Below are 24,885 nucleotides of genomic sequence, written 5' to 3'. Positions count from 1 at the left end.
CTGGATGACCGGGGCAAGGCCACGTGAGATGCAGTCATGACCAACCTCTCCCCACCTCACACCGTCTTCGTCCTCGTGCACGGGGCCTGGCACAGCTCCGGCCAGTGGGCGCCGACGCAGCGTGCACTGGCCGGACTCGGCGCCGCGAGCGTGGCCGTCGACCTGCCGGGGCACGGCTTCGACGCACCCCTGCCCAGCGGTTACCTCCTGCCCGGCCAGCCGGGCCTGCTGACCGAGAAGTCCCCACTCGCCGACGTGACCATGGACGACTGCGCCCAGACCGTTCTCGACGCGCTGCGCCAGGTCCGCCGCCACCCCCGGATCGTCCTCGTCGCGCACAGCGCGGGCGGCGGGCCCGCGTCGCTCGCCGCAGAGCGGGCGCCCGAACTCGTCGACGCGATCGTCTATCTGTCGGCCTTCGTCCCCGCCGGACGGCCGCGCTTCTTCGACTACCTCGCCTCGCCCGAGAACGCCACGGCACGGGGTGGGAGCCTCAACCTCGGCGACGCCGAGCAGTTGGGCGCCGTGCGGATCAACCCGCTCTCGACGGACCCCGCCTACGTCGAGGAACTACGACAGGCCCACTACCATGACACCCCGCTGGACCGCTTCGACCGCTGGCGCTCGGTCCTGAGCCCCGATCTGCCGCTGGCGATACCCGCCACCCCGGTCGTCGTGACCCCCCAGCGGTGGGGACGGATCCCGCGGATCTTCCTGCGCTGCGCGGACGACAAGGGGCTGCCGGCGACCGTGCAGGATCTGATGATCTCGGAAGCCGACGGGGCCTTTGCGGACAACCCGTTCACCATCCGCACCCTGCCTGGCAGCCATAGCCCCTTCGCCGCCCGGCCCCGCGAGCTCGCCGCGGCGCTGCTCTCGTGAGCAGCGGGCGCCTCATGCTGCCGGTGGTGCTCAGCGCCACGTTCGTGCAGCTCCTCAACGTCACCGTCGCGCAGGTCGCGGCCCCGGCGATCCAGGCCGATCTGGGCGCCGGGGCGGGCACCGTGCAGCTGATCCTCGCCGGGTACACGTTGACGTATGCGTGTCTGCTCATCCCCGCCGCGCGGCTGGGCGACCGATACGGCTATCGGCGGCTGTTCTGGGTGGGCACTGTGGTGTTCACTGCGGGCTCGGTGGGCGCCGCGTGTGCTCCCGGCTCCACATGGCTGATAGTGGCCCGGCTGGTACAGGGCGCGGGCAGCGGTCTGGTCGCCCCGCAAGTCCTCTCGCTCATCCAAGCCGCCACACCCACGGCACGCCGGCCGCGCGCCCTTGGCCTGTACGGCGCGACCATGGCCGTCGCCTCACTGGCAGGGCCACTGCTCGGCGGGCTTGTCCTGCGCGCCGACCTCTTCGGTCTCGGCTGGCGGCCGGTGTTCCTCCTGACGGTGCCGGTGGCTCTCGCCTCGCTGGCCGGGGCGGCCGGGCTGCCCCGCACACGCGGTGCGGACGGGCTGCGTGTCGACAAGCCGGGCGCGGTGCTGGTCACCGTGGGCGCCGGGGCGCTGGTGCTGCCACTGGCGCTGGGACGGGAGGCGGGCTGGCCCTGGTGGACATGGTCCAGTTTCACCGTGGCCGCAGCTGCCCTCGGCTTCTTCGTCCGGGGCCTGCCCCGGCGGCCGGACCCTCTGATCCATCCCGCGGTGCTGCGGGACCGGGCGGCGCGCAGCGGCACCCTGCTGGTCTTCTTGTTCAACACCGGGGTGCCCTCCTTCACCTACCTGCTCTTCCTCCATCTTCAGTCCGCCATCGGCTACTCGGCCCTGGACGCCGCACTGACCTCGGCGCCGTTCGCCGCCGCCGCTGTCGTCGGCAGCAGAGCCGCGCCCGCCCTCACCCGCTGTCACGGCCCGCGCGTGCTCACCGCCGCCGCCCTGGCCTTGGCCGCCATGTCCCTGGCGCTGGCCCCGCTCGTCGGCTCGTCAGCCGGACGCCGAGCGGCTCTGCCCGTGCTGGCCGTCGGCGGCGCCGCGTTCGGTGCGTTCACCGCCGCGGTCTTCGCACTTGTCCTGGCTACACTGCGGGGCCCCGCCGCAGGATCGGTCTCCGGGCTGCTGCCCACGGCCCAGCAGCTCGGCGGCTCCGTCGGCGTGACACTGGCCGGCCTCGCTTACTACGGACCCGCCACCGGTACGGGCGCCGCCTTCAGCCACGCCATGGCCTACCAGGCCACCGTCTTCACCCTCACCGCCGTGGTCAGCCTCCGCCTCAGCGACCGGCAGGGAGCTAAATCTCCGGCCACAGCATCCACACCTCAGCGTCGGCCTTGGGAAGCTGCGCCCACACCTAGTACTGACGGCTGCAGACCACCGCCTCGCGGTCACTGATGTAGCTCGCCGGGGACTGAGCCTCACCCTACGAGACAGACCCAACTAGCAGACGCCAAAGGGCACTTAGTGACATCACACCTGGGATCGGGTAGCCGGAGCACGTCTCCACCCTCGGCCAAGGGCACAACCAACGAAGACGGGATCAGGCCGGCGCCGGCCGTGCAGTGGCGCATGCGCCGCAGGAAGATCCTGAACTGGCTTCGGGACCGTGCCGACTGTCCAGCCGGCGGGCGACATGGTCCTGCACGAACTCGCTGAGCAGTACGACAGCCTGGCCGTACGCGCATCCCTGGAAGCTGGGGCAGTCGACGCGGTGGTCGGCGTCCGGCTCCTGCCCGGAGAGGTAGGGCTCGGTCACCTACCCCTTAGGGGGCGTGGGCTCGCGGTCCCATGCCTGTGTGGCGTGTTGGAGGGGGAGTTCGCGTTCGATGTGGACGTGGAGGCGGTCGTTGTCCAGTGCGGTGGTGACGCGGCGCAGGAGTTCGGTGCTGGGCTTGAGCCAGGTATTGAGAGCGGGGCCAGGTGGGCGCCTGTCGCGCGGTTCCCGGCGCAATCAGGTAATCAGGAACCGTGAACAAGGACGCGAGCGACCCCTTCGTGCATGTCCGGGGCGCCAGTGAGAACAACCTGCGGAACATCGATGTCGACGTTCCGCGGGACGCGATGGTCGCCTTCACCGGCGTCTCCGGTTCGGGCAAGACCTCGCTCGCGTTCGGCACGCTCTACGCGGAGGCCCAGCGGCGCTACTTCGAGTCCGTAGCACCATACGCCCGAAGGCTGCTGCACCAGGTCGCAGCGCCGCACGTGCAGGACATCACCGGATTGCCACCCGCCGTGGCCCTGCAGCAGCGACGCGGGGCGCCCAGTTCGCGCTCGACGGTCGGCACCATCACCACGCTGTCCAATCTGCTGCGCATGCTGTACTCCCGCGCCGGCACCTATCCGCCCCGGGCCGCACGGCTGGAAGCCGAGTCGTTCTCACCCAACACCGCGGCCGGCGCCTGCCCGGAGTGCCACGGACTGGGCGTCGTGCACGACGTCGCCGAGGACCTGCTCGTCCCGGACCCCTCGCTGAGCATCCGCGAGGGGGCGATCGCCGCCTGGCCGGGCGCCTGGCAGGGCGCCAACCTGCGCAGCGTCGTGAGCGGCCTGGGGATCGACATCGACCGACCGTGGCGCAGGCTCAGGAAGAAGGACCGGGACTGGCTGCTGTACACGGACGAACAGCCCTCCGTGTACATCGAGCCGGAGGAGGGCCGCGTCGACTACGGCTACCAAGGCAAGTTCTGGAGCGCCCGCAAGCACGTCATGCACGTCCTCGCCGACTCAAAGAGCGAGAAGATGCGCGAACGGACACTCCGGTTCGTCAGGAGTGTGCCCTGCCCCGAGTGTCACGGCAGCGGACTGCGACCCGAGGGACTCGCCGTGACCTTCGCCGGACATTCCATCGCCGAGATCAACGCGATGCCGCTCACCGAAGTCGCGGCACTGCTGCGGCCCGTCGCGGGGCGGTCCAAGGCCGACGCCACCACGTCGACCGCCCGATCCGGGGAGACGACCGAGGTCGCGGTCCGGATCTGCGGTGACCTGGTCGCACGGGTCGACGTACTGCTCGACCTGGGCCTCGGGTATCTCGGCCTCGGGCGCCGCTCGACAACCCTGTCGCCCGGCGAGGCGCAGCGCCTGCGGATCGCCACCCAGCTGCGCTCGGGGCTGTTCGGCGTCGTCTACGTCCTCGACGAACCCTCCGCAGGCCTGCACCCGGCTGACGCGGAACCGCTGCTGGACGTGCTGGACCGCCTCAAGGCGGCGGGCAACTCGCTGTTCGTCGTGGAGCACGACATGGACGTCGTACGGCGGGCGGACTGGGTGGTCGACATCGGCCCCGGCGCGGGCGAGGGCGGTGGGCGCGTGCTGTACAGCGGCCCGGTCGCCGGTCTTGAGCAGGTGAGGGAGTCGGCCACGAGCCAGCACCTGTTCGGGCGCGCCAAGCCGCTCGATCACCGCCCACGCACACCGCACGGCTGGCTGCACCTGAGCGGCGTCTCCCGCCACAATCTGCACGACGTCTCCGTCGACGTACCGCTCTGCGTACTGACCGCGGTAACAGGCGTGTCCGGCTCCGGAAAATCGACACTGGTGACGCAGGTCCTCGCCGAGGTCGTCCGCAGCCACCTCGGACTCGTACCCGAGGAGCCCGACGAGGCGCAGCTGGAGGTCGACGTCCAGGACGCGTCGGGCATCGAGTCGTTCGACCGGCTGGTCCGGGTCGACCAACGGCCCATCGGCCGAACTCCCCGGTCCAACCTGGCCACGTACACGGGGATGTTCGACGCGGTGCGCAAGCTGTACGCGGCGACGGACGAGGCCAGGGCGCGCGGCTACTCGGCCGGACGGTTCTCCTTCAACGTGCCCCAAGGGCGGTGCGAGACCTGCCAGGGCGAAGGATTCGTCGCGGTGGAACTGCTGTTCCTGCCCGGCACCTACGCGCCGTGCCCGACCTGCCGGGGCGCCCGGTACAACGCCGAAACGCTGGAAGTCACCTACCGCGGCAAGAACATCGCGGAAGTGCTGGCGCTGTCCGTCGACGCCGCCGCCACGTTCCTGTCTGCCGTCCCGGCCGCCTCCCGCAGTCTGGAGACGTTGCGCGAGGTGGGACTGGGGTACCTGCGACTGGGCCAGCCCGCGACGGAACTCAGCGGTGGTGAGGGGCAACGCATCAAGCTGGCCACCGAACTGCAGCGAGCCCGCCGCGGCCACGCGCTCTACCTGCTCGACGAGCCGACGGCGGGGCTGCACCCCTCGGACATCGCGCTGCTGCTGCGACAGCTGCACCGGCTCGTCGACGCGGGCAACACGGTCGTCCTCGTCGAGCACGACCTGGACACGATCGTTACCGCCGACTGGGTCATCGACCTCGGGCCGGGCGGCGGCGACGCGGGCGGGCGGGTGATCGCGGCGGGCCCACCGGCCAAGGTGGCAAGGGCCCGCCGCAGCGCCACCGCGCCCCATCTCGCGGCCAGGCTCGCGGGCTCCTGACGACGGCGCGAGGGACTGAGCACCGGCCACAGGGAGCAGACCCCGTACTGGGAGAGCGAGGAGATCCAGCCGCGCCGCCTGCACCGGCCGACTGGAGCCAGCGTGTCATCGCAGCGCCGACGCCACTCCGGGGGCCATTCTGTGGGCACGAGCGGTCGCGGGGACAGACACCGAGAAGGATCCAGTCATGCAGGCGTCGTCGCAGGGCGGCCCTTCCTGCTCGGCTCGCCGACAAGTCAGGCCAGGGGCAACGGTTCGATGTCGAAGTGGTCAGTGAGCCCTTCACTGCAGGGGCCGAGGACCCGTCCACCTTGATGCCGTGGGTATCGGGGTACTCGTCTGCTACGTGGGCCTGATGGTCATCAACTTTGTGTAGGCGCTGTTCATCCTCAACGATCAAGCGTTCGCTTCCATGACACGAAACCCGTTGAACGCAACGGACTAATGGCGATGGAGTACGGCTCATCCCGCCCGTCTCCTGGCGGCGGTGATGAGACGAGCGTGATGGTGCGTTGGTGACCGGGCTGGCGGAGGGCAGATCGGTTGTTCAGCAGTACATCGGCTCGTTGGCGTTTGCCGGACCTACGGCCACAGGTGTCCGCAGTAGCAGCGTCCTGTCCCAGCACCTGCGGACGTCACCCCGTCCTTGGGCCGCGCGGGAAGCTCTCTCGCACGGCGGCCGGACCAAAATCCGGCCGACGCGAGCCGACAGCGCGCCCAACGGGACCAGGCGCCAGCAGGAGACGTACGGGATCAGCTCGGCCATCTCCAGTTCGGAGGTGAACACCGGCTCCACCCACCGAGCAGCACAAGACCACCCGCGGCCCCACGGGACACCCCGAGGACTTCGGTGCCGTAGGAGGTGAGCAGGGAACGCAGTCCTGCACCCGATCCCTGACGGCAACCTGTGGGAAACACTCCCTCCCTACGGTCTCCTCTACACCGGTCATGGCTGCAACGGCCGGTGTGCGCGGAGGTGCTCACCGGTCTCGGCGCTAACCAGCCGTCTTCCGCCGAGCTTTCAGGGAGGAATGATGGCTGTACCCACGCATGCCGTCGCACCCGAGACGGGACCACACCCCGTTGATGTCCGGCCGCCAATGCGCCGCCTGGTGCCTCTGAGCCTGCAGCATCTGCTCGTCGCCTACGCGGGCATGGCGACGATGCCGTTGCTGGTGGGCAACGCGCTGAACTTGCCCGAGGACCGGATACGGCTGCTCATCAGCGCCAATCTGCTGGTGAGCGGGCTCGCCACACTGCTGCAGTCGCTCGGCGTGAAGCAGGTCGGGGCCCGGTTGCCGATCGTGATGGGGTCGACGTTCACCGCGATCACGCCCGCTGTGCTGATCGGCAAGGAGCATGGGCTCGCCGCCGTGTTCGGGGCGACGATCGTCTCAGGTCTGGTGACCGTGGCCGTCGCACCGTGGTTCGGACGAGGGCTGCATCTGTTTCCGCCGTTGGTGACCGGGACCGTCATCGCTGTGATCGGTTTCTCGCTGGTGCCGTCGGCGGCCGGGCTCATCAGCGGTGGCCACGGTGCCGGCGGTGGGCGCGGGCTTGCTCTGGCCGGGGTAACGGTGTTGCTCGTGGTGCTGGTGGAGTGGCTCGCGCCGCCCTCTCTGGCCCGGTTCTCGGTGCTCGTCGCGATGGCTGCGGGGACCGTGCTCGCCTTGCCGCTCGGCCTGTTCGACGGTTCGGGCATGACGGACGCGCACGCGGTGACGGCGCCGGACCCGACCGCCTTCGGAGCACCCACGTTCGTTGTCCCGGCGATCGCGGCGATGCTCGTCGTGCAGCTCGTGAACATGGTCGAGTCCGTCGGGGACACGCTCGCCGTCGGGCAGATCGTCGAGCGCGGGGACGACGCGCCCACCGTCGTGCGGGCGCTGCGCGCGGACGGCGTGGCGACCGCGGCTTCGGGAGCTCTCGCCTCCTTCCCCATTGTGACGTTCGGGCAGTCGGTGGGCCTGGTCAGCGTGACGCGGGTGCGCAGTCGTCATGTCGTGGCGCTGTCCGGCCTGTTCATGGTGGTGCTGGCGTTCGTTCCGGTGTTCGGGGCGGCCGTCGCAGCCGTTCCGGGGCCGGTCCTCGGCGGAGTCTCACTCGTCATGTTCGGCATGGTCGGCGCCGTCGGCCTGCGCATCCTGGCCCGTGCCGACCTCACCGACTCCCGCAATCTGCTGACCGCGGCGCTCGCCTTCGGTCTCGGGATGATCCCGGTCGGCTCTCCGGACTTCTACGCGCCACTCCCCCCGTACGCACGCACGGTTCTGGACAGCGGCATCGCGGTCACCGGCATCATCGCCTTCGCCCTCAACCTGCTGTTCCACCACGCGCCCCGGCTCCGGAAGGACCACGCCCGATGACGACGCCCGACATCGACACGATCACCGACGTCACCGTCCTGAGCGAGGGCAACTGGCACGCCGGGATGGACGTCCACCTGTCCGACGGGCGGATCAGCGCTGTCGTACCAGCCGGTCAACTCCCCCATGGGCCGCGGGTTCTGGAGGGTCCCGGCGGCCATCTCACCCCCGGCTTGGTGAACACGCACACGCACCTCTTCCAGGCGGGCCTGCGAGGCATCGGCGAGGGCCTGCCGCTGCTCGCGTGGCTCAGTGCCGTCGGCGAGGAAGCCGCGCTGCTCACCCCCGAGCGGGCCTACGCGACCGCGGCCGCAGCCGCAGCCGAGGCGCTGCGCAGCGGCACCACCACACTCGTCGAGCACATGTGGCCGCACCCGTCCTCCGAGGTGCATGACGCGGTGCTGCGGGCGCTGCGCGACAGTGGAGTGCGGGCGTTGCTGTGCCGGGGCGTGGCCGACCGTGCGGACCGTGGCCGCAAGTGGGGCTTCGACCCGCGTCTGATGCAGCCCCTGAAGGAGGCGCTCGCGCACACCGACGAGCTGATCGCAGCGGCGCGCGGCAGCAGGGTCGGAATCGGGGTCGCCGTGCCCAATCCGCGGTGTCTGACCCCGGAGGGGATGGCCACTGTGCGCGACTACGCAGACGAGCGCGGGCTGTCCGTCTCGCTGCATCTCCTGGAGACGACAACGGACGACGCAATGTGCCGCGCACACGCGGGAGTCGGCGCCGTGGACTATCTGGAGCGAGCGGGGTTCCTGTGGGAGCGGCTGCTCGCCGTGCACTGCGTGGAGCTCGACGCCGCGGGCCGCGCGACGCTCGCCCGGACCGGGGTCGGCATCTCGTACAACCCGCTCAGCAACATGCGCCTGGGCAGCGGAATCGCTCCCGTGCCGGACATGCTGGCCGCCGGGCTGCGGGTCGGGCTCGGCGTCGACGGCGCGGCCAGCAACGACACCCAGGACATGCTGGAGGCGCTGCGCATCGGCGCGTACCTGCAGCGGGCCGCGCACCGCAAGGCCGATCTGCTCGGATTCCCCGAGATGTTCGAGCTCGCCACGAACGGCGCGAACCAGGTTCTCGGCCTGGAGGAACGCCCGGACGGCATACAGGTCGGCATGCAGGCAGACCTGGTCCTGCACCGCTTCGAGAAGGACTACGCCTGCCTTCCCGTACGCGATCCAGGGGCCACGCTCCTGACATGTGCGAGCAACCGGACCGTAGCCGTGGTCATGGTCGGCGGCGAGGTCCTGATGCGCGATGGAGAACATGTCCGTCTCCCCTCCGCGGAGTTGGCGGCCGGGCTCGGATTTACTGCCGCGTAACACCATGATCGCCGGTGGAAACACACGCCGGGCAGGCTGAACGCATCGCGTGCGGGGCCTGGGTCACCGGGCCCCGCGCCAGCTCACGGCGCCGGACCCACGAAGGGGTCCGCCACGACCGTGCCCGCGGGCCTCTGAGTGTCCGCGGTGGGGAGCGCAGGGGCGGTGACTGCATCCCGAGAAGCCACCATCGCTTCGAGGAGCGACAGCCGCGATGACTGAAACGACGTACAGCCTGGCCGAGTTGGCCAAGGAGACGCGCATGGGCGGGACCGGCACGGAGACCTCCGCCCGGGAGATCCGCCGGATCGACCTCAGCGACTTCGACGCCCGCAAGGCCGAGATCACCGAGGAGCTGTGGGCCGCCGCCACCGACATCGGCTTCTTCCAGCTCGTGCACCACGGCATCGACCAGGACGCCGTGGACACGGCGTTCGCCGACGCCGAGCGGTTCTTCGCCCTGCCGCAGGAGACCAAAGCGCGGCACGCCCTGAAGAAGGGACTCAACTCGGGCTGGGAGTCCATGACCCAGGTCCGTCCGTCGATCGGGACGCCCGACCAGAAGGAGTCGTACCAGCTGACCCGGCCGCACATGGACGGGCTGTGGCCGGACGACGCACTGCCCGGATTCCAAGTGCGCACGCTCGCGTTCGAGGCACGCTGCCGGGAGCTGGCCATGCGTGTGCTGTCCTGCTTCGCCGACAAGCTGGGTCTGCCCGACGGGTTCTTCGCGCGCGCCCACGACCCGGCCAGTGAGCAGTACCAGTCGACACTGAGGATGCTGCACTACTTCGCGGTACCCGAGGACGTCGAGATCCCGACCGACGTCTGGCGGGCGGGCGCGCACACGGACTTCGACTGTCTGACGCTGCTGTTCCAGCGCGACGGACAGGGCGGGCTCCAGGTGTGCCCGGGCAAGGAGGCCGAGGCGCAGGAGTGGACACCGGTCGAGCCGGCCGACAACGTGATCACCTGCAACATCGGGGACATGCTGATGCGCTGGAGCGACGACCGGCTGCCGTCGAACTTCCACCGGGTCAAGTCACCGGGCCCCGGTGACGACCGGTCGGCCCGCCACAGCATCGCATTCTTCGCGCAGGCCGACCGTGACGTGGTGATCGAGGGGCCGGCGGGCCGTTATCCGCCGATCACGGCCGCGGACTACATCCAGCAGCGCATCGCCGCCAACTTCGCACGCTAGAGGAGGAGTGACGTGACGATGCCCATGAGGAGCGCCGGTTTCGGGCGGCTCGCGGTGCTCGGTCTGCAACACGTGATCGTGATGTACACCGGGTGTGTGACGGTACCGCTGGTGTTCGGTGCGGCGGCCGGCCTCGACGCCGCGACGGTCGCCGTGCTCATCAACGCCGATCTGCTCGTGGCGGGCATCGTCACGATCATCCAGGGGGCCGGGGTCGGCCGGATCCTGGGTGTGCGGATGCCGGTGATGGCGGGGGCGGCGTTCACCGCGGTGACGCCCATGATCCTGATCGCCGGAGAGTACGGCCTGCAGGCGGTGTACGGGTCGATGCTGGCCGCAGGCGTCTTCGGCCTGCTGGTGGCTTACCCGTTCGCGAAAGCGGTGCGCTTCTTCCCGCCGCTGGTGAGCGGTGTGGTGATCACGGTGGTGGGGCTCGCGCTGATCGGGGTCGGGGTGAACCTGGTCGTCGGCAGCGACCCGAAGGCCCCCGACCATGCCGCGCCCTCACGGCTCGCCCTCGCCGCCTTCGTGGTGATCGTGATCCTCCTCGTCGCCCGCTTCGGCCGTGGCTTCCTCGCCCAAACCGGCGTCCTTCTGGGCGTGTTGGCGGGCACGGCGGTCGCGGTGCCGTTCGGTCTGGTCGACGTATCGACCGCGCGGGCGGCGGACTGGGTCGGGGTCAGCGCTCCCTTCCACTTCGGGGCACCGCAGTTCCCCGCGGTCGCGGTGCTTTCGATGTGCGTGGTGATGCTGGTGCTGTTCGCCGAGTCGACGGCGGACCTCCTCGCGGTCGCGGAACTCACCGGAAGGAAGCTGACGACCGCGGACATGGCACGTGGCCTGGCGGCGGACGGCCTCTCGGGTGTCCTCGGCGGCGTCATGAACGCCTTCCTGGACACCGTGTTCGCGCAGAACGTCGGCCTGGTGACCATGACGAAGGTCCGCAGCCGGCATGTCGCGACCGTCGCGGGCTGCATGCTCCTGGTACTCGGCCTGGTCCCCAAACTGGGCGCGCTGGTCGCCGGATTGCCACAGCCCGTGGTCGGTGCGGCAGGCCTGGTGATGTTCGCGACGGTCGCTGCCGTCGGCATCGGCACGCTGCGCACCGTGGACTTCGACGGCACGCACAACCTGCTGATCGTGGCCGTGGCGATCGGCGCCGGTATGGCCCCGGAGGTGGCCCCCGACCTGTACAGCAAGCTCCCGGAGGGGGTGGGGATCGTGCTGGGATCTCCGGTCACGAGTGCGACGTTGGTGGCCTTCGGGTTGAATCTGGCGTTCAACGGAAGGGGACCCAAGCTCGTTCGAGGCGCGGAACCAGTCGACGTACCAGCCTAGGGAGGTTCCGAAAGGGCCGTTGAGAGCCGTCAAGTCGGTGACCTTGCCCGAAGCCCGGCTCGTCCCGGTCCTTCCCACCGCGGTTGCCAACACCGGAGCGGCGAGCCCTCAACCGCCCGCCAGCCCAAGCGCGTCAGCCTGACCACGACCGGCGAACTCGCCGACGCGCCGCTGCGGTGGGGACGGGCGGGTTGGTAACCGCCCGTCCCCACCGGTTGAGTGCGGGGTCGGTCAGGCCGTCGCGGGCTGCGGTTCGGGCGTGGGGCGTGTCAGGCGTCCGGTCCGGTGCAGGCCGTAGAGGGACGCCGAGCAGGCCAGACCGAGCCCGAGCAACGCGAGCCAGGGCAGCGCGGACATTCCGGCGGCCCGGGCAGCGTCGAGGGCTGCGCCGGTGAGCAGGTTGCCGAGCGTGATGCCGATTCCGCAGATGGTGTTGTAGAGGCCGTAGTGGGTGGCGACGAGGCGGTTGCCCGCGAGCCGGACAATGGTGTCCATCTCGAAGGGGTACGCGATCATCGTGCCCAGCGCCAGCATGAGTGCGGCCAGCGTAGGCGGTACGGAGGCGAGCAGCCACAGTCCGATGCCGGTGTCCGGCACCGGGACGGCGGTCGCGGCCAGGAGCGGTATGAATGCGGCTCCCATGATCAGCAGGCCCCAGGCCAGGGCGCGGCCGGGTTCCAAGTGCTCCTTGCACCAAGCAGTCACCCGGGTCTGGCAGAGAATCGTGGTCAGGCCGGAGGCGGCGAACAGCAGTGCCACGGCAACGGTTCCGAACTCGCCGTCGCCACCCAGGCGCCGCACTTCGAGCGGCAGCGCGAGATAGACCTGGAAGGACAGGACGTACGAGCCGATCATCGCGGTTGAAAAGAGCAGGAACGCCCGGTTGGCGATCACGCCGCGCCACTGCGCCAGCACACTCTCCCGCTCACCGGTGCCGCCGCTTGCGCGATCGTCGCCCCTGCGGGCAGGCAGCGCGCGGATCTGCACCACGCTCAACAGAGCGAAAATCGCTGCAGAAACCAGGCAGGTGATACGGAAGTCGACTCCTGTGAGCAGCATCCCGACGAGCGGGCCGAGCAGGATGCCCGCCTGGTAGAAGACGTTGAACAGGGCGAATGCCTCGACCCTGCGCTCCCCCGCGTCCGCCGCGAGGTAGGCCCGCACGGCGGGGTTGAACAGAGCGCCCGCGAAGCCGGTGGCCGCCGAGGCCGCGATCAACGCCACGACCGAGTCGACCAGACCGAGCGTCGCGAAACCGGCTGTGCGCAGAACACATCCGGCGACGATCAGCGGCTTGTAGCCGAACCGGTCGGCGAGGGTGCCGCCGATGAGGAACATGCCCTGCTGGCTGAAGTTCCGCACCCCCAGCACGAGACCGACCAGCCACCCCGCGAGCCCGAGCGATCCCGACAGATGCTGTGCCAGGTAAGGCATCAGCATGTAGAAGCCGAGATTGATGGTGAACTGATTGGCGAACAGGAGCTGCACGCTCCGGTCATAGGAGCGAACCTGCGCGATCGTGGCCTTCACCGGCCCCCTCCTTCGAGCACGCCGGACTCGGTCGGCTGGGAGAGCGGATCTGCGACCTCGGTGCAGCGGGTCCAGCGGGTCACTTCCTTCTCGTCGGAGCGGCCCACCACATCCGGTTCGGGGGCCGGGACCACTCCCAACAGCCCCTTCGCGGCGCAGTACTCGTCGTCGTAGACGGTTTCCAGATAACGCTGAGGCCCGTCGGGGAAGATCGCGACGATGCGCGTGTCCCGAGGCTGCGTACGCGCCAGCCACCCGGCCACGAGCGCGACCGCGCCGACGCTCCAGCCACCCGTGGCGTAGTGCGAGGTCGCCAACTGCCTGCAGGACCAGACGGATTCGGCTGGTGCCACCCAGTGCACCTCGCTGATGTTCTTGTACGCGACGTTGCGCGGGTAGATGCTGGATCCGAGCCCGCGCATGAGCCTGGGCCGGGCGGGCTGCCCGAAGATGGTCGAGCCGACGGTGTCCACCCCCACCAGGCGCATGTCCGGGTAGAGCTGGCGAAGCGCCCTTGAGATGCCCGCGGAGTGGCCCCCGGTACCGACACTGCATACGAGTACGTCGATGTGGCCGATCTGGGAGGCGAGTTCGAGGCCCAGCGGAGTGTAGGCGGAGACGTTGTCGGGATTGCCGTATTGATCGGGGCACCAAGCTCCGGGCTCCCGCGCAAGCAGTTCGACGACCCGGTCCCGGCGGGCCTGCTGCCAGCCTCCGGAGGGGTGCGCTTCGGTCACCGTGTCGACCCTGGCACCGTACACAGCAAGGAGACGGGCCATGGACGGTTCCAGACCCGGGTCGGTGACAAGGGTGACGGGATGCCCGTAGACCATTCCGGCGAGGGCAAGGCCGAGCCCCAAGGTGCCACTGGTCGACTCGACGATCGGGCAGCCCGGCAGCAATTCGCCGCGGGCACGCGCCCGTTCGACCATGTGCAGTGCCGGGCGGTCCTTGATGCCACCCGGGTTGAAGCCCTCCAACTTGGCCCAGAAGCCACGGTCGGAGGGGGTGAACGGCTGGGCCACCCGAAGGACAGGTGTATTGCCGACCAGCCCTGGCAGGCTTGAGCCGGCAGGAGTGAAGTCACTCGTGGTCAGAGAGTGCATCTGATTCGCTCTCATTTCGCTGTAGAAGCTGCGCGGGTGCTCGTCTCGCACGGCACGCCCGTCAGGCGAGCAGCGCGGCGGTCGACCGCGGCCGACCGCGAAGGCGGCTCCTAGATCAGCCACCTGCACAGGACAGCCGGTGTGGCATGGCTGCCACCTGGTATCCGGCTGGGCACAGCTCGGAGGTGCTCAGCGATGAGCGGTGTGACAGGGGCCGTCGGGTTCGCGAGCGCACTCGCGTACGGCAGGCCGCGTACGGACGCAGGAGCGGTTCCGACGGAGCCGGGATCGGAGACGGAACAGCCTGATGGTGACTCAGGTCCGTCGAGCACCTCCGTCGTGGGCCCTCCCTCGGGCGGGGGCAGTGTTCGCGACACGGCACTGACGCGGGCCATCGACTGCTCACCGGCGTGCGCGGTCTGGGCGCCGCACTGCACCAGCGTGAGCAGGAGAACGGCCACCGCGGTCCATACGAGTCGGCGCTTCCACAACGCCTGGGCACACGAAAGGGACCAACGTCCCGAAGGCGAACTCGCCCATGCGGGAGAGGACATCAGTTCAGCAGAGCAGGGCGGCACAGATCCTCCGTGCGGCGGCTTTCCCTGCCGGATCGTCCACGGCAGGGCAGCAATGAGTGGGGGGGCGACGAGCCGTCGAAACCATCCCCGAGCCACCCGCAGGAGGGCACGCAAGGGAAGGTCAGACGCCGGGCACCGGCCGGGACGGGAGGAGGCGCGACGACGGCCTCGGGCCGCGTCGGTAGACCTCAGCGAGGTGTCGGCCGATGGAGAAGGGGGCGCTGACCTAGATGCGTAGAACTGGAGACTCCGCCGCGTGCGGTATCGGAACGACGAAGCCCCGCACGGCTGATGGGCGGACGTGCACGAGCGGCGGCACCAATGTGTCCGCTGACGAATTCATCGAAGTGAGGCATGGCAGCCCGAGCGCGGGGCTCTGTGACGGCTGGCCAAGACCGCATTCGTCGAGGGCGTGCTCCTGCCCGTGGCTGTCGCCGCCATGGTGATTGACCGGCGCCTCGGCCGGGTCGTGCGTGGCAGTGGCAGTGGCAGTGGCAGTGGCAGTGGCAGTGGCAGTGGCATCAGGCTGCTCCGGCCCGAGTTCAGCGTGGCCGGCGATCGCAGTCGAGGCCCCGCTGCCCGACGCGACGTGACCCGCTGTGCTCTCGGGGCTGGCCGCGTGCGTGTACAGAACGCCGAAGAGGAGCAGACCAAGGCCCAGCAGGCGCAGCGGAATCGCAGTTGCGCGAGTCCGCTGTGCACCGGAAGGAGACCAGGCCGTAATCACGTCGTGATCCTAGCCTCTGTCTGTCTGGCTGGCGTAAAGGGCTGTGCGAACAGCGAATGAACAAGCCACCTGGGCCCCTTGCCTACCGCATACGGCGCCCGAGGTCACCCTCAGGTCAGGGTATTCGCGATACGCAATCGACCGCTTGAGCACACGGCACAGGACCGACACCGGTGCACCCGGCTGAGTGGTTCCGCCGGGTGCACCGGTGTCTGGACCTTGTCCGGTTCCCGACGTCAGCTCTTTCCGAGAATCTTGTGCATCTTGTTCATCTGGTCGATCTCGGCGATCTGAGCCTTGATCACCTATCGAAGCCGTCGCACGCCACTTCGGCCTTAGCGCCTCAGGACGGATCGGCCTTCGGGTCCTCGGTGTTGATGAACGCGGCGTCGAGGTCGGGGACATCCGCGTTCACCGGCACAAGAGAGACGGCGAGGCTCGCGTTGACGATGCGGCCGATGGCCTGGCTGTGGGCGAGTTTGGGGCTGATCGCCCTCCCCACGTCGTACGCCGCGAAGCTCCGCCGTACGCGGACAAGGCCCAGGAGGGGGTCGACGGAAACTTCGGCGAAGACGGCTCCGTAGCCGTAGGTGGAGATCTCTGAATCGGCTTCGCCCGGACCCCAGTTGCCGGTGGTTTCGAGGCCGGGCAGACCGACGCGGCGTGTGCGCGGCCGAGCCCACGCTCGCCATGGTGCAGGCCGCCGCGTGCAGGGGCGCGGCGGGGTAGCTGGAGTCGCCCGGCCTGAAGGTGACCGCCGAGGCCGGCAGCCCCAGGGCGTCCGCGGCGACCTGCATAACCGAGGTGGTGGTGCCGGGGCCCATGTCCGCGGTGGCCGCGAAGACTTCGGCGGTGCCGTCGGCGCGGATCCGGGCCCGTGCGCTGGAGTCGCGTCGGTTGTTGTGGTAGCTGGCGGTGGCCATCCCCATGCCGATGGGCAGGTCGCCGTCCGTGCGCGACCTCGGCTTGGCGCGCCTGCGGGATGCGGTGTCCGAGGTACGAGGGGACTCGGTCAAGGCGCTAGGAGGGCAGGGGCGATCACGGGTTCGGCCCGGCTGCACGCACCAGGCCGACTCGTCGATGCGCCCAAGTAGGGAGCAGCTGGGCGGGCTCTGCCGGGAGCACGGGGCTGCTGCCTGCGCCCCCGGGCAGAGGCTGTCGGTGTCCATAGGGCCGGGCTGGGGAGGTGGGTCAGATGGTTGGGTGGAGGTAGAAGGTTTCGTTGGCGACGGGGTACTGGCCGATCTGGTCGGGCCATTGGATGACCCAGGTGCCGTTACCGGTGCGGCCGCCGTTGATGTTGGCGTACAGGCCGGTGGCGTTGTTGCGGAGCATCGTCATGTTGGGCAGCGCGGCGTTGGGGTGCTCCAGGGTGAAGTTCTGGGTGTCGCGCTGGGGGTCGGGAGTGCCGTTGACGTTGTGGCACTCCCAGATGTTGAGGTAGTTGCCGGGCCTGCTGGCCAGGCCGTTCTGGACGTCCAGGCACTTGTTGCTGTCCGAGCTGACGACGCGGTACATGGGCTTGCCGTTGCTGCCGGTACCGACGTGGAAGAGACGCCAGCGTTGGTTCGAGGCGCCGTTGGGGTCGTAGATGATGACGTGGCTGCCGTTGCGGTCCTGGCCCTCATATACGTCAAGCACGCGGGTGTCGGAGTTCTCCGGGTGGATGGTCAGCTCCCGTGGCTCGGCTCCGCCGCGCATCGAACCGAAGTGGACGGGCCAGTGGTCACTGCCCGCGTTCACGCCGACGGTGGCCTGCCAGTTGTCCGTGTCGACGTTCGAGACCAGGTAGTCCAGCTCGCCGCCGCTGCGCTGAGTGGCCTGGCCGGGGTTGTAGATGCGCGTGCCCTGCGGCAGGTACTGGTTGTGCAGCGCGTACGGGTTGCGGTTGAAGTCACCGAGGACGGCCCAGTTCTGGTACGTGGCGGTTGCCGCGTCCCGGGAGACCCGGCCCACCAGCGAGGCGGCGTCGCTGCCTCCGTTGGCGGAGGCGTGGATCGAGGCGAACAGGACGTTGTCGGCGCGGTTGCCGACCGCCAGAGCCGAGCGGTAGACACCCGCCACCTCACGCACATCATCGGGCCACCAGGACGTGACGATCCCGACGTTCTGGGACTGCTGATCGAGGATGTGCAGGTAGCGAACCGGGTGACGGCTGGACTCCCGCCACTCGTAGACGCGTGCGCCGCCGCGCATGCCGATGTACGTGGAGGCGGCGGGCTGGGTGTCGGGGACTTCCTGGAGCGCCACCACGGAGTTCGTCTGCGCCAGGGCGTAGGCGCCGGCCCACCGGTCGCGTCCGTTCTGCATGTTCCAGGTCGCCGTGCGGTGCGTGTCCGGGTTGGCCGCCTGTGCGGTGCCCGCGCCCGTCACCAGGAAGGTGCAGAGCATCAGCGTGGTGGCCAGGACGGCCCCCAGGCGACGTAACAGACCGCCGCGAGCCGTCCGTAGGGCGGCTCTTTGACTCTGCTTCAGAGATGCTGTGCTCGCACCATGGCCGGCTGACCTGGCGGCTGCGAGCATCACGGCTACGGCCAGCGTGATGGCCGTAGCTAGACCGGACAGCGCGCGAGTGTGTTCCTTGCGCCTGGGTTTCATTCGTCCTCCGATTCCTGCGGCGGTTGCCGGCGGGATGGGCCGTTCCCACCACGCCCGGCACAGTGGCCAGATGGTCAGTTGCCGTCGGCTTGCCTGATCAAGTCACCTGGTGGCTTCGGCGGCGTCCTCGATCAGCTTCGCGGTGGTCTTCGGGTGGCTGATCATCACGACGTGGGACGAGGTCGGCACATCGACGACCTTGCGGAATTTCGCACGGCGGTACATCCAGCGTTCGGCCGCGGGCGGGATCGTCTTGTCCCGTCCTGCGACCAGTCCCCACGACGGAATCGTCCGCCACGCGGAGGCCTGAGTCGGGTAGGTGAAGGCGTCCGCGTCGAAGGGCCGCTGAGTGGCCTGCAGGAGTCGACCAGCACGACCGGCCCGCTGATGGAGTCCAGCAGACTCCCGATGTACGGAGCGTCGGTGGGGATACCCCTCAGCGGGTTCGACCCCGCGATCGTGATGTAACCCCTGCTCTGCAGCTCCCGTATGACTCCGTTCCAGCAAGACGAATCGGCGTAGCCGCCGTGGACCAGCACGACGGTCGGCTTGGCACCCGGCGCGGGGCGGCTGCCGGTTGCGGCCGTGGCGCCGCTCGAGGTGAGGATCGCGGCCGACGCCGCAGCGGCCGCGCCGGTGGCGATGGCTCTGCGACGGGTGAACCTAGGGCGGACGGACACGCGGATACTCCTGAGGTGGTGGACAGAGCAGGCGGGTAAGAGGCGTCTGGTCCGGGCGGAAATGCCGCCCGGACCAGACGCGGGCGCGCGACTGCTAGGACCGACCGCCCAGGCTCTCGGCGGCTTGCGCGATGACGGCGGCCACGACGGCCGGGCGGGAGACGTAGACGGCGTGACTGCCCGGGGTTTCGGTGACGATCGCGCGGGCCCGTTCGGACATGCCCCGCTGCGCCGCCGGAGGGATCATGCGGTCGTCGGTGGCGACGAGGTACCAGGACGGCTTGGACTGCCAGGCCGGTTCGGAGACCGCTCCACCGAGCGCCTCGACGCCCCACGGGACCTGGGAGTCGGCCATGAACGCGGCCTGCTTCTCGGGTACGTCGGCGGCGAACGATGCCGCGAACTTGTCCCGGTCCAGGAGCAGGAACCCGTTCTGGGGCGGCAGGATCGGCGGGACGGCTGCGCCGGGTGGCGGGTCGGCGATCAGCGTGCTGACCGACTCGCCCTTGTCCGGGGCGAACGCGGCGATGTAGGCGAGGGCGGCGACGTTCGGGTGGTTGCCGGCCTCGGTGATGACGGCGCCCCCGTAGGAGTGGCCGACCAGGACGGCCGGGCCGTCGAGGGTGTCGAGGACGTGGTGGGTGGCGGCGACGTCGCCGGCCAGGGACTCGGTCGGGTTCTGTACGACGGACACCCGGTAGCCGTCGGCGGTGAGGTGGTCGTAGACGCCCTGCCAGCCGGATCCGTCCACGAAGCCGCCGTGGACGAGCACGATGTTCCTGAGGGTTGCCATGGCCCGTGTCCCTTCTGGCCGGACAGGCCCGGTGCCTGTCCGAGGGCTCCCATACAAGTCGTGTGCGCACCGGGTGAACACGCAGAGCAGCACGCAGAGTTGCGCACTGCCCGGCTTCCGCGCCTCAGTCGCCGACCGTGGCCAGGGCGTGGCAGCGGTCGCGGGCTTCGGAGTCACCTGCCGCCGCGTACACCTGCGCCGCCCGCGTGTAGAGGTGCCGGCTCTGGTCGGTGCGGCCGTCTTCTGCGTGCAGGGCGGCCACGTCTTCCAGGGCCTGGGCCAGCCAGAAGTTCGAGACATGGAGGTCGTCCAGGAGGCCGATCGCCGTGTTGAGGGTGGCGAGGGCTTCGGGCCGTCGCCCCAGCAGGGCCAGTATCTGGCCTATGCGGATGATCACCACCGGGCGGCCGAGGGCGGCGATGTGGGGAGTCATGCCGGATTTCTCGTCCTCGACCAGGGAGCGCGCGAGACGGTACTGCTCCAGGGCTTCGTCGTAACGTTCTTGGTCACGCAGGCAGTTGCCGATCCCGACGAGGCCCTGGACGTGGGAGTCGATGTCGCCGAGCACTTTGAAAGCCTCCGCCGCGCGTGAGGCTGCGTCGAGGGCCTCGTCGTGACGGCCGAGCGTGCTGAGGGCCTTCTGGCTGTAATGGTGTGCCCAGGCGATTTGCACCTCCGCCCCGCTGCGTGTGGCCAGTTCCAGCGCCTGCGCGGTGTATCGCAGCACGGTGTGCGGGTCGCTGGGTGGTACGGACTGCACCCACGCCAGGTAGTTGAGTTGAGTTGCCTGTGCCGGGAGGTCGTCGAGGGCGGCTGCGGCTTGTGCTCCCCGGGTGAAGACTTCGCCCCAGTGAGGACCGTGCAGCCAGCGGTCGGAGAACCAGTGCATGGACTCCGCGCAGTCCAGGACGAGAGTGTGCCGGCCGTCGTCGGCCGCGGTGCGCATCGCGGCCATCCAGTTGCCCACGTTGGCGCGTAACCATTGCTCGGCCTCGTCTGCCGTGGACAGGGCGGCGAGGTCTGCGGGCCTGTCGGGGCGTCCGTAGCCTGGTTCGAACCATCGCCCGGCCGTGGTGGCGGTATGTAACAGCCACGAGGTCACCGTCGGGGTGATGGTCTCCCGGCCTGGCGAGGGTTCGTCGTGGCGGAAACGGTCGCGGGCGAACAGCCGGACCAGGTCGTGGAAGCGGTAGCGGCCCGCGGTGCCGTCGTGCAGCAGGCCGAGGTCGACGAGGTCGTCCAGCGCCTGCCAGGCGTCCTCGATCGGCATCCCCCCGGCCACCGCCGCCAGCGCGGCGTCGAAGTCCCGGCCCGGGATCACCGCCAGGCGCCGGAACAACCTCCGGGCACGCTCCGCGAGTTGCTCGTACGACATGCCGAACGCGTTGGCGATCTTGAGGTCGCCGGCCGTGAACTGGTCGAGGCGGCTCTCCTCCCTGGCCAGCCGCCGGGCGAGTTCGTCCGCGTCCCAAGCGGGTCGGCTGGCGAGCCGGTTTCCGATGATGCGCAGGGCCAGCGGCAGGCCGCCGCACAGATCGGCGATCCGGGACAGGGCCGCTTCGTCGTCGGACGCGGCACGCTCCCCCAGGATTCCGGTGAGCAGCTGCATGGACCGGGACAGCGGGAGAGGGCCGAGTACGAGTCGGCGTACGCCCTCCAGTCCGGCCAGCAGCCGCCGAGTGGTGATCAATACTCGGCCGACGCCGCTACCGGGCAGCAGCGGGCGCACCTGTTCCTCGGACGCGGCGTCGTCGAGGACGACCAGGATCCGATTCTCGCGCAGCAGCGACCGATACAGGGCGGCCCGTTCCGGCAGGTCGCCGGGGATCTGCTGGTCGGCGACGCCGAACGCGCGCAGCAGCATCCGCAGGGCGTCGCCCGCACCGACCGGGTGCGGGGACATGCCGAAGAGGTTGACGAAGAACACCCCGCCGGGGAAACTCGGCCGCTCGGCGTGCGCGGCCCGCACCGCGAAGGAGGTCTTGCCCAGGCCCGCCGCACCGGTGATGAGTCCCACCACCCCGACCCCCGGGGTGCTTTCGGCGTAGACCAGCTCACTCAGCCAGATCAGCTCCGTACCGCGGCCGGTGAAGTCATCGACCATCCGCGGCAGTTCACACAGACCGCCCGGACGTGACCAGTGATCCCGAAGCCGGCCGCTGCGCGCCAGCTCGACCAGCTGCCGACGGGCCCCTTCGCCCAACGCGAGCGCATCCGCCAACGCCGTCACGGTGCGATGCTGAGGCCCCTTGCTGTGTCCGCGCTCCAAGTCCGACAATGTCCGGGCGCTCACCCCGGACATCCCGGCCAACTGTTCCAACGTCAAACGTCCCGCGCGCCGGTGAGCGCGCAACGCTTCCCCGAAACCAGGCTGTCCGGTCAACAGTCCCACCCCTCCCCTCCCAGCAGACAACGAACTGACCGCGCCGCACGCCTCCTCGCCCGCTCGGGCCACCCCCCGGCTGTGTACGTAATATGCCGCCCGCACACCGGCAGGGACATACCTGAGGCCGTCGTTGCCCGCCGTGGGTCAAGGACGCCCACCCCCGCCCCGCGCTCGCGGTATGCATGCGCAGGCACTGTCGGACAATCGTCACTACGACGAGAGCGCCGAGCAGCGGCTCGGCCAGATATCCACCGCCCAGAACGCCTCGCGGCCGATCCGGATCAAACGGCCCTGTACGCGGCGCAGGTAGGCGGCGAGTTTACGGAGTGACCAGCGGGTAAAAGGCTGCCCGAGCTTGGTCGGGCGGATGGTGGCCCTCTGGACGACGACTTCGCGATCACCGGCGCCCGGCCGTACTGGGTGACTCTCCATCACATGGGGAGCGAGAACAGGCGCACTGGCCCTGAGGGCCAGCGGGCGTCGTCGCGCAGGGGCGTCACCATAGTCCGCAGTGGCATGGTCACCAGGCGGCCTTCGGGTTGTTCGACCAGTACGACGTTGTCGAGCGGGTGCCATCCGAGGCGCCTGTAGAGCGACACGAGGGGAGGGCGGCAGAACAGGAGTGCGTGCTGAGGACCCATTGTGCGGGCGTGCTCCAGGGCAGCTGTGACGACGAGCCGAGCCAGGCCATGGCCTTGCATGCTGGGTGCGACGGCCACCCCGCCGACGCCCACCACCTCTGTCGCGGCGCCACCAATCGCGACAGGCAGTCGCAGCAGGCCGGCATGTGCCACGAGCCGGTCCTCGTGTCTGATGCCGAAGTGTTCTTCTTTCGGCAGCCAGGTCAGACCGGTCGAGGCGACACCGAAGGGATCACCGCTGTCGCCAAGAATCTCTTCCTGGTTCGCCTTGGTGTATTGAGGGAGCCGCATCACAGTCGGTGTCACGGAGGGTCGGTTCTCAGACATGGCCCCATGATGATCTCTCCGCCGAGCACAGGCCAAGCAATTCTCCACCGCCCTTGGGGACCCGACGTCCCTACTTCTCCAACTTCTCCACCGATCCGCTCATTGAACTGACCCCGGCGCACCGGTCCGTCAGGACGCACTTCACCAACAGTGACTACGACAACGGGTGCGACACCTTCGGCGGCGGATTCGACCGGCTGCCTCCATGGCGGTCGGTAGTATCGGCGTCGTCGGCGAGTGTCAGCTCGCCATTTACGTGAACGAGCACCTGCGGTACCACGCTGGACGGGCGCGAGGAGACCGCGCGCAAGCCACGTGCCACTCTTCTCGAGATGTCGAGCGTGGACTCGTGGAAGTACCTCGAGCTGACGCCGATCCGGCTCCGCGTCAGCTGGTCGGACGGCTACTTCTCCGCCACCGCCGGCTACTTGAGCGAGGCCAGCTTCGGCAGAAGCATGACTGAGGCGATCAATGGCGCGGGAGAGATGATCTGCCAGCTCTTTGGAGCTCCGGTGCAGGCCGCCAAGGAACTGGGCTTCTCCGCAGAGCTCGACAAGTCCGCGATTATCCGTATCCGAGCCGCCTGACCTCGCGGACCGCTCCCCCTCCACGCGTCTGGTCGTAGCCGTCGCGAACCAACTCGGCCATCTGCTCAACGAACTGGTGCAGAAGCAGAAACAGTAAGGTGCGCCGCTGGTGGCCGCGCTCGGGGTCGAACATCGATGGAACACGGGGAAGTCGGGTGAAGTCGACCACCGTGAGCTCGAAGCCCTGCTGCGGTTTGGGTGTCCTGCCGTCCTGCGGCGGACAGTCGCACAGGCGGGCTTCAGCGGCCGCCGCACCGGTCAGCATCCGCAGGCATCGGCTTGGTGTCCGCCGCCAGGCAGGAGGAGTACACCCGCGGCGGCGTGGGCCGCAGCTCCGATTCTGACGTGGCGCCGGCGACGATGACCAGCCCGGCACCGACCACGGTCAGCCCTGCCATCGCGACGAGCCAGCCCCGGCTCACCGATCGCCGCCGAAGTGGTTGCGGAACTCGTCACGGCAATCGTCCTCGCTGCCGACCCGGACTCGCGAGAAGCCCAGCACCCCGTCTTCCTCACCCTCCTGCTCAGCCTTGGCCAACTGCCTCTCCATGTCTGCGATGTACTCGGCGCACTCGGGGCTGCCGGCAGCGCACAGCCGGTCAGCGAACACCGCCTGCGCCACGAGCGGCAAGACCTTACACCCGGCTATGGCCGGCGACCACGACCTGGCCTCTGTCGCACTTTCTGATCTCGCCTACCGGGCCACCTGGCTCTCCCGACCCGACGATGCGATCCGCGTCATGGAACCGCACACCGGCCGCCCGCTCCCTGCTCGACGTACGCCGCGCACGCGCCTGCGCAGTGCTCCAAGACCGCTCAGGAACCCAAGAAGCCCTGGCATCAGCGGGGAAGGAACTCGAACGCGCACACCCCAAGGACACACCCCCGGTGGTCTCCTGAATGTCGATGGCAGACGTCAACGCCGACGCCGGGCGGTGCTGGCTCGACCTCGGCAACCCACACCGTGCCGCCGCCGCGATCGGCGCCGGACTCGGCGAACTCGACCCCCGCCGCTCCCGCACCAAGACGGTGTTCCTGACCTACCGCGCCCAAGGCTCGCTCCGCAGCCACGACGTCTCGGCTGCCGCCACTGATGACCGAACCGCGCTCGACTCAGGAGCCAGACGCTGTGTCGACCTCGTCTCCACATTCATCCGCCGTCTGGAGGACCGAAGCGAGCGGCCCATGGCCGAGCTGCACGCGTACGCCCGAGAACGCCTCGCTGGATGACGCGGAAGTTGGGGCGCTCGCTCCGCAGCCCCGCTCCGGTCTGGAGGCGAGGGCGCCCTTTCGCGATCTTGCCAGAGGCTCGGCTCTCGCGAGGCCCTCCCCTGCT

21 protein-coding genes and 3 pseudogenes are annotated in these 24,885 nt (G+C 69.4%); 10 read left to right on the top strand and 14 right to left on the bottom strand.

The annotated features are described in order from the left end of the window. Positions 1 to 36 precede the first annotated feature (36 nt). The 4 genes from M4V62_RS42620 (at position 37) to uvrA (ending at position 5,369) form a co-directional block, all read left to right on the top strand. Positions 37 to 882: an alpha/beta hydrolase gene (locus M4V62_RS42620; protein WP_249592567.1), complete on the top strand. Its 846-nt coding sequence runs from the start codon at positions 37 to 39 to the stop codon at positions 880 to 882. Then, positions 879 to 2,327, top strand: a complete 1,449-nt coding sequence (locus M4V62_RS42615; RefSeq protein ID WP_249592566.1) for an MFS transporter — start codon at positions 879 to 881, stop codon at positions 2,325 to 2,327. Before M4V62_RS42620 ends, M4V62_RS42615 begins: the two co-directional genes overlap by 4 nt. Before the next feature lie 211 nt (positions 2,328 to 2,538). Continuing rightward, a complete protein-coding gene (locus M4V62_RS42610) occupies positions 2,539 to 2,904 on the top strand; it encodes a hypothetical protein (RefSeq protein ID WP_249592565.1) in 366 nt (121 codons plus the stop codon). Then, positions 2,901 to 5,369 (top strand): excinuclease ABC subunit UvrA, encoded by a 2,469-nt coding sequence (uvrA, locus tag M4V62_RS42605; RefSeq protein ID WP_249592564.1) that lies wholly within the window; start codon positions 2,901 to 2,903, stop codon positions 5,367 to 5,369. Before M4V62_RS42610 ends, uvrA begins: the two co-directional genes overlap by 4 nt. A gap of 700 nt (positions 5,370 to 6,069) precedes the next feature. Here the strand turns inward: uvrA and M4V62_RS42600 are convergent. Continuing rightward, a pseudogene (locus M4V62_RS42600) lies at positions 6,070 to 6,165 on the bottom strand (SseB family protein); the annotation flags it as partial. A 235-nt stretch (positions 6,166 to 6,400) separates the two neighbouring features. Here M4V62_RS42600 and M4V62_RS42595 point away from each other — a divergent pair. From M4V62_RS42595 to M4V62_RS42580, 4 genes are all read left to right on the top strand, one after another. Then, positions 6,401 to 7,735 carry a uracil-xanthine permease family protein gene (locus M4V62_RS42595; protein ID WP_344646403.1) on the top strand — a complete coding sequence of 445 codons (1,335 nt, stop codon included), beginning with the start codon at positions 6,401 to 6,403 and terminating at the stop codon, positions 7,733 to 7,735. Further along, positions 7,732 to 9,057, top strand: coding sequence for an amidohydrolase family protein (locus tag M4V62_RS42590; RefSeq protein WP_249592562.1), 1,326 nt, complete (start codon positions 7,732 to 7,734; stop codon positions 9,055 to 9,057). Before M4V62_RS42595 ends, M4V62_RS42590 begins: the two co-directional genes overlap by 4 nt. Positions 9,058 to 9,271: 214 nt before the next feature. Further along, positions 9,272 to 10,258 (top strand): isopenicillin N synthase family dioxygenase, encoded by a 987-nt coding sequence (locus tag M4V62_RS42585; protein WP_249592561.1) that lies wholly within the window; start codon positions 9,272 to 9,274, stop codon positions 10,256 to 10,258. Positions 10,259 to 10,276: 18 nt separating this feature from the next. Further along, positions 10,277 to 11,596: a nucleobase:cation symporter-2 family protein gene (locus tag M4V62_RS42580; protein WP_249593229.1), complete on the top strand. Its 1,320-nt coding sequence runs from the start codon at positions 10,277 to 10,279 to the stop codon at positions 11,594 to 11,596. Between the two features lie 231 nt (positions 11,597 to 11,827). Here M4V62_RS42580 and M4V62_RS42575 read toward each other — a convergent pair whose 3' ends face one another. From M4V62_RS42575 to M4V62_RS42535, 10 genes and pseudogenes are all read right to left on the bottom strand, one after another. Further along, positions 11,828 to 13,126 (bottom strand): MDR family MFS transporter, encoded by a 1,299-nt coding sequence (locus M4V62_RS42575; RefSeq protein ID WP_249592560.1) that lies wholly within the window; start codon positions 13,124 to 13,126, stop codon positions 11,828 to 11,830. Beyond that, complete coding sequence (locus tag M4V62_RS42570) at positions 13,123 to 14,232, bottom strand: PLP-dependent cysteine synthase family protein (protein ID WP_249592559.1); 1,110 nt, start codon at positions 14,230 to 14,232, stop codon at positions 13,123 to 13,125. The genes M4V62_RS42575 and M4V62_RS42570 overlap by 4 nt, the downstream gene beginning before the upstream one ends. A 1,648-nt stretch (positions 14,233 to 15,880) precedes the next feature. Then, positions 15,881 to 16,039, bottom strand: coding sequence for a hypothetical protein (locus M4V62_RS42565; protein ID WP_249592558.1), 159 nt, complete (start codon positions 16,037 to 16,039; stop codon positions 15,881 to 15,883). 3 nt (positions 16,040 to 16,042) lie between these two features. Next, positions 16,043 to 16,706: pseudogene (locus M4V62_RS44050) on the bottom strand (molybdopterin cofactor-binding domain-containing protein); the annotation flags it as partial. A 22-nt stretch (positions 16,707 to 16,728) separates the two neighbouring features. Beyond that, positions 16,729 to 17,928 carry an RICIN domain-containing protein gene (locus tag M4V62_RS42560; protein WP_249592557.1) on the bottom strand — a complete coding sequence of 400 codons (1,200 nt, stop codon included), beginning with the start codon at positions 17,926 to 17,928 and terminating at the stop codon, positions 16,729 to 16,731. 309 nt (positions 17,929 to 18,237) lie between these two features. Then, positions 18,238 to 18,642, bottom strand: a complete 405-nt coding sequence (locus M4V62_RS42555; protein ID WP_249592556.1) for an alpha/beta fold hydrolase — start codon at positions 18,640 to 18,642, stop codon at positions 18,238 to 18,240. Between the two features lie 267 nt (positions 18,643 to 18,909). Further along, the gene (locus M4V62_RS42550; RefSeq protein ID WP_249592555.1) at positions 18,910 to 19,608 is read right to left on the bottom strand and encodes an alpha/beta hydrolase; all 699 of its coding nucleotides are present in this window, start codon (positions 19,606 to 19,608) and stop codon (positions 18,910 to 18,912) included. A gap of 124 nt (positions 19,609 to 19,732) precedes the next feature. Beyond that, positions 19,733 to 22,000: an XRE family transcriptional regulator gene (locus tag M4V62_RS42545; protein ID WP_283779144.1), complete on the bottom strand. Its 2,268-nt coding sequence runs from the start codon at positions 21,998 to 22,000 to the stop codon at positions 19,733 to 19,735. A gap of 255 nt (positions 22,001 to 22,255) precedes the next feature. Further along, positions 22,256 to 22,375: pseudogene (locus tag M4V62_RS42540) on the bottom strand (IS630 family transposase); the annotation flags it as partial. A gap of 50 nt (positions 22,376 to 22,425) precedes the next feature. Beyond that, the gene (locus M4V62_RS42535; protein ID WP_249592553.1) at positions 22,426 to 22,962 is read right to left on the bottom strand and encodes a GNAT family N-acetyltransferase; all 537 of its coding nucleotides are present in this window, start codon (positions 22,960 to 22,962) and stop codon (positions 22,426 to 22,428) included. Between the two features lie 332 nt (positions 22,963 to 23,294). Between M4V62_RS42535 and M4V62_RS42530 the strand changes: the two genes are divergently transcribed. Then, a complete protein-coding gene (locus tag M4V62_RS42530; RefSeq protein ID WP_249592552.1) occupies positions 23,295 to 23,549 on the top strand; it encodes a hypothetical protein in 255 nt (84 codons plus the stop codon). On the opposite strand, the gene M4V62_RS42525 is transcribed toward M4V62_RS42530, so the two are convergent. From M4V62_RS42525 to M4V62_RS42515, 3 genes are read right to left on the bottom strand one after another with little or no spacing between them, the layout of a single operon-like run. Next, positions 23,527 to 23,814 (bottom strand): hypothetical protein, encoded by a 288-nt coding sequence (locus M4V62_RS42525; RefSeq protein WP_249592551.1) that lies wholly within the window; start codon positions 23,812 to 23,814, stop codon positions 23,527 to 23,529. The genes M4V62_RS42530 and M4V62_RS42525 overlap by 23 nt on opposite strands. Continuing rightward, the gene (locus M4V62_RS42520) at positions 23,789 to 23,947 is read right to left on the bottom strand and encodes a hypothetical protein (RefSeq protein WP_249592550.1); all 159 of its coding nucleotides are present in this window, start codon (positions 23,945 to 23,947) and stop codon (positions 23,789 to 23,791) included. Before M4V62_RS42520 ends, M4V62_RS42525 begins: the two co-directional genes overlap by 26 nt. A 20-nt stretch (positions 23,948 to 23,967) precedes the next feature. Next, on the bottom strand, positions 23,968 to 24,171 hold the full coding sequence (locus tag M4V62_RS42515) for a hypothetical protein (protein ID WP_249592549.1): 204 nt from the start codon (positions 24,169 to 24,171) through the stop codon (positions 23,968 to 23,970). A 284-nt stretch (positions 24,172 to 24,455) separates the two neighbouring features. On the opposite strand from M4V62_RS42515, the gene M4V62_RS42510 reads away from it, so the two are divergent. Next, complete coding sequence (locus M4V62_RS42510; RefSeq protein ID WP_249592548.1) at positions 24,456 to 24,779, top strand: hypothetical protein; 324 nt, start codon at positions 24,456 to 24,458, stop codon at positions 24,777 to 24,779. Positions 24,780 to 24,885: the final 106 nt, after the last annotated feature.

The sequence above is a fragment of the Streptomyces durmitorensis genome (genome assembly GCF_023498005.1).
Lineage (GTDB): Bacteria > Actinomycetota > Actinomycetes > Streptomycetales > Streptomycetaceae > Streptomyces > Streptomyces durmitorensis.
This window is presented reverse-complemented; position numbering and strand designations above follow the sequence as displayed.

Coding starts and splice junctions, on each gene's coding strand:
- M4V62_RS42530 (WP_249592552.1), top strand. CDS start 23,295: ATGTCGAGCGTGGACTCGTGGAAGTACCTCGAGCTGACGCCGATCCGG.
- M4V62_RS42550 (WP_249592555.1), bottom strand. CDS start 19,608: ATGGCAACCCTCAGGAACATCGTGCTCGTCCACGGCGGCTTCGTGGAC.
- M4V62_RS42535 (WP_249592553.1), bottom strand. CDS start 22,962: ATGTCTGAGAACCGACCCTCCGTGACACCGACTGTGATGCGGCTCCCT.
- M4V62_RS42595 (WP_344646403.1), top strand. CDS start 6,401: ATGATGGCTGTACCCACGCATGCCGTCGCACCCGAGACGGGACCACAC.
- M4V62_RS42560 (WP_249592557.1), bottom strand. CDS start 17,928: ATGCTCTGCACCTTCCTGGTGACGGGCGCGGGCACCGCACAGGCGGCC.
- M4V62_RS42520 (WP_249592550.1), bottom strand. CDS start 23,947: ATGGCAGGGCTGACCGTGGTCGGTGCCGGGCTGGTCATCGTCGCCGGC.
- M4V62_RS42585 (WP_249592561.1), top strand. CDS start 9,272: ATGACTGAAACGACGTACAGCCTGGCCGAGTTGGCCAAGGAGACGCGC.
- M4V62_RS42510 (WP_249592548.1), top strand. CDS start 24,456: ATGGCAGACGTCAACGCCGACGCCGGGCGGTGCTGGCTCGACCTCGGC.
- M4V62_RS42590 (WP_249592562.1), top strand. CDS start 7,732: ATGACGACGCCCGACATCGACACGATCACCGACGTCACCGTCCTGAGC.
- M4V62_RS42580 (WP_249593229.1), top strand. CDS start 10,277: ATGCCCATGAGGAGCGCCGGTTTCGGGCGGCTCGCGGTGCTCGGTCTG.
- M4V62_RS42570 (WP_249592559.1), bottom strand. CDS start 14,232: ATGCACTCTCTGACCACGAGTGACTTCACTCCTGCCGGCTCAAGCCTG.
- M4V62_RS42620 (WP_249592567.1), top strand. CDS start 37: ATGACCAACCTCTCCCCACCTCACACCGTCTTCGTCCTCGTGCACGGG.
- M4V62_RS42525 (WP_249592551.1), bottom strand. CDS start 23,814: ATGCTGACCGGTGCGGCGGCCGCTGAAGCCCGCCTGTGCGACTGTCCG.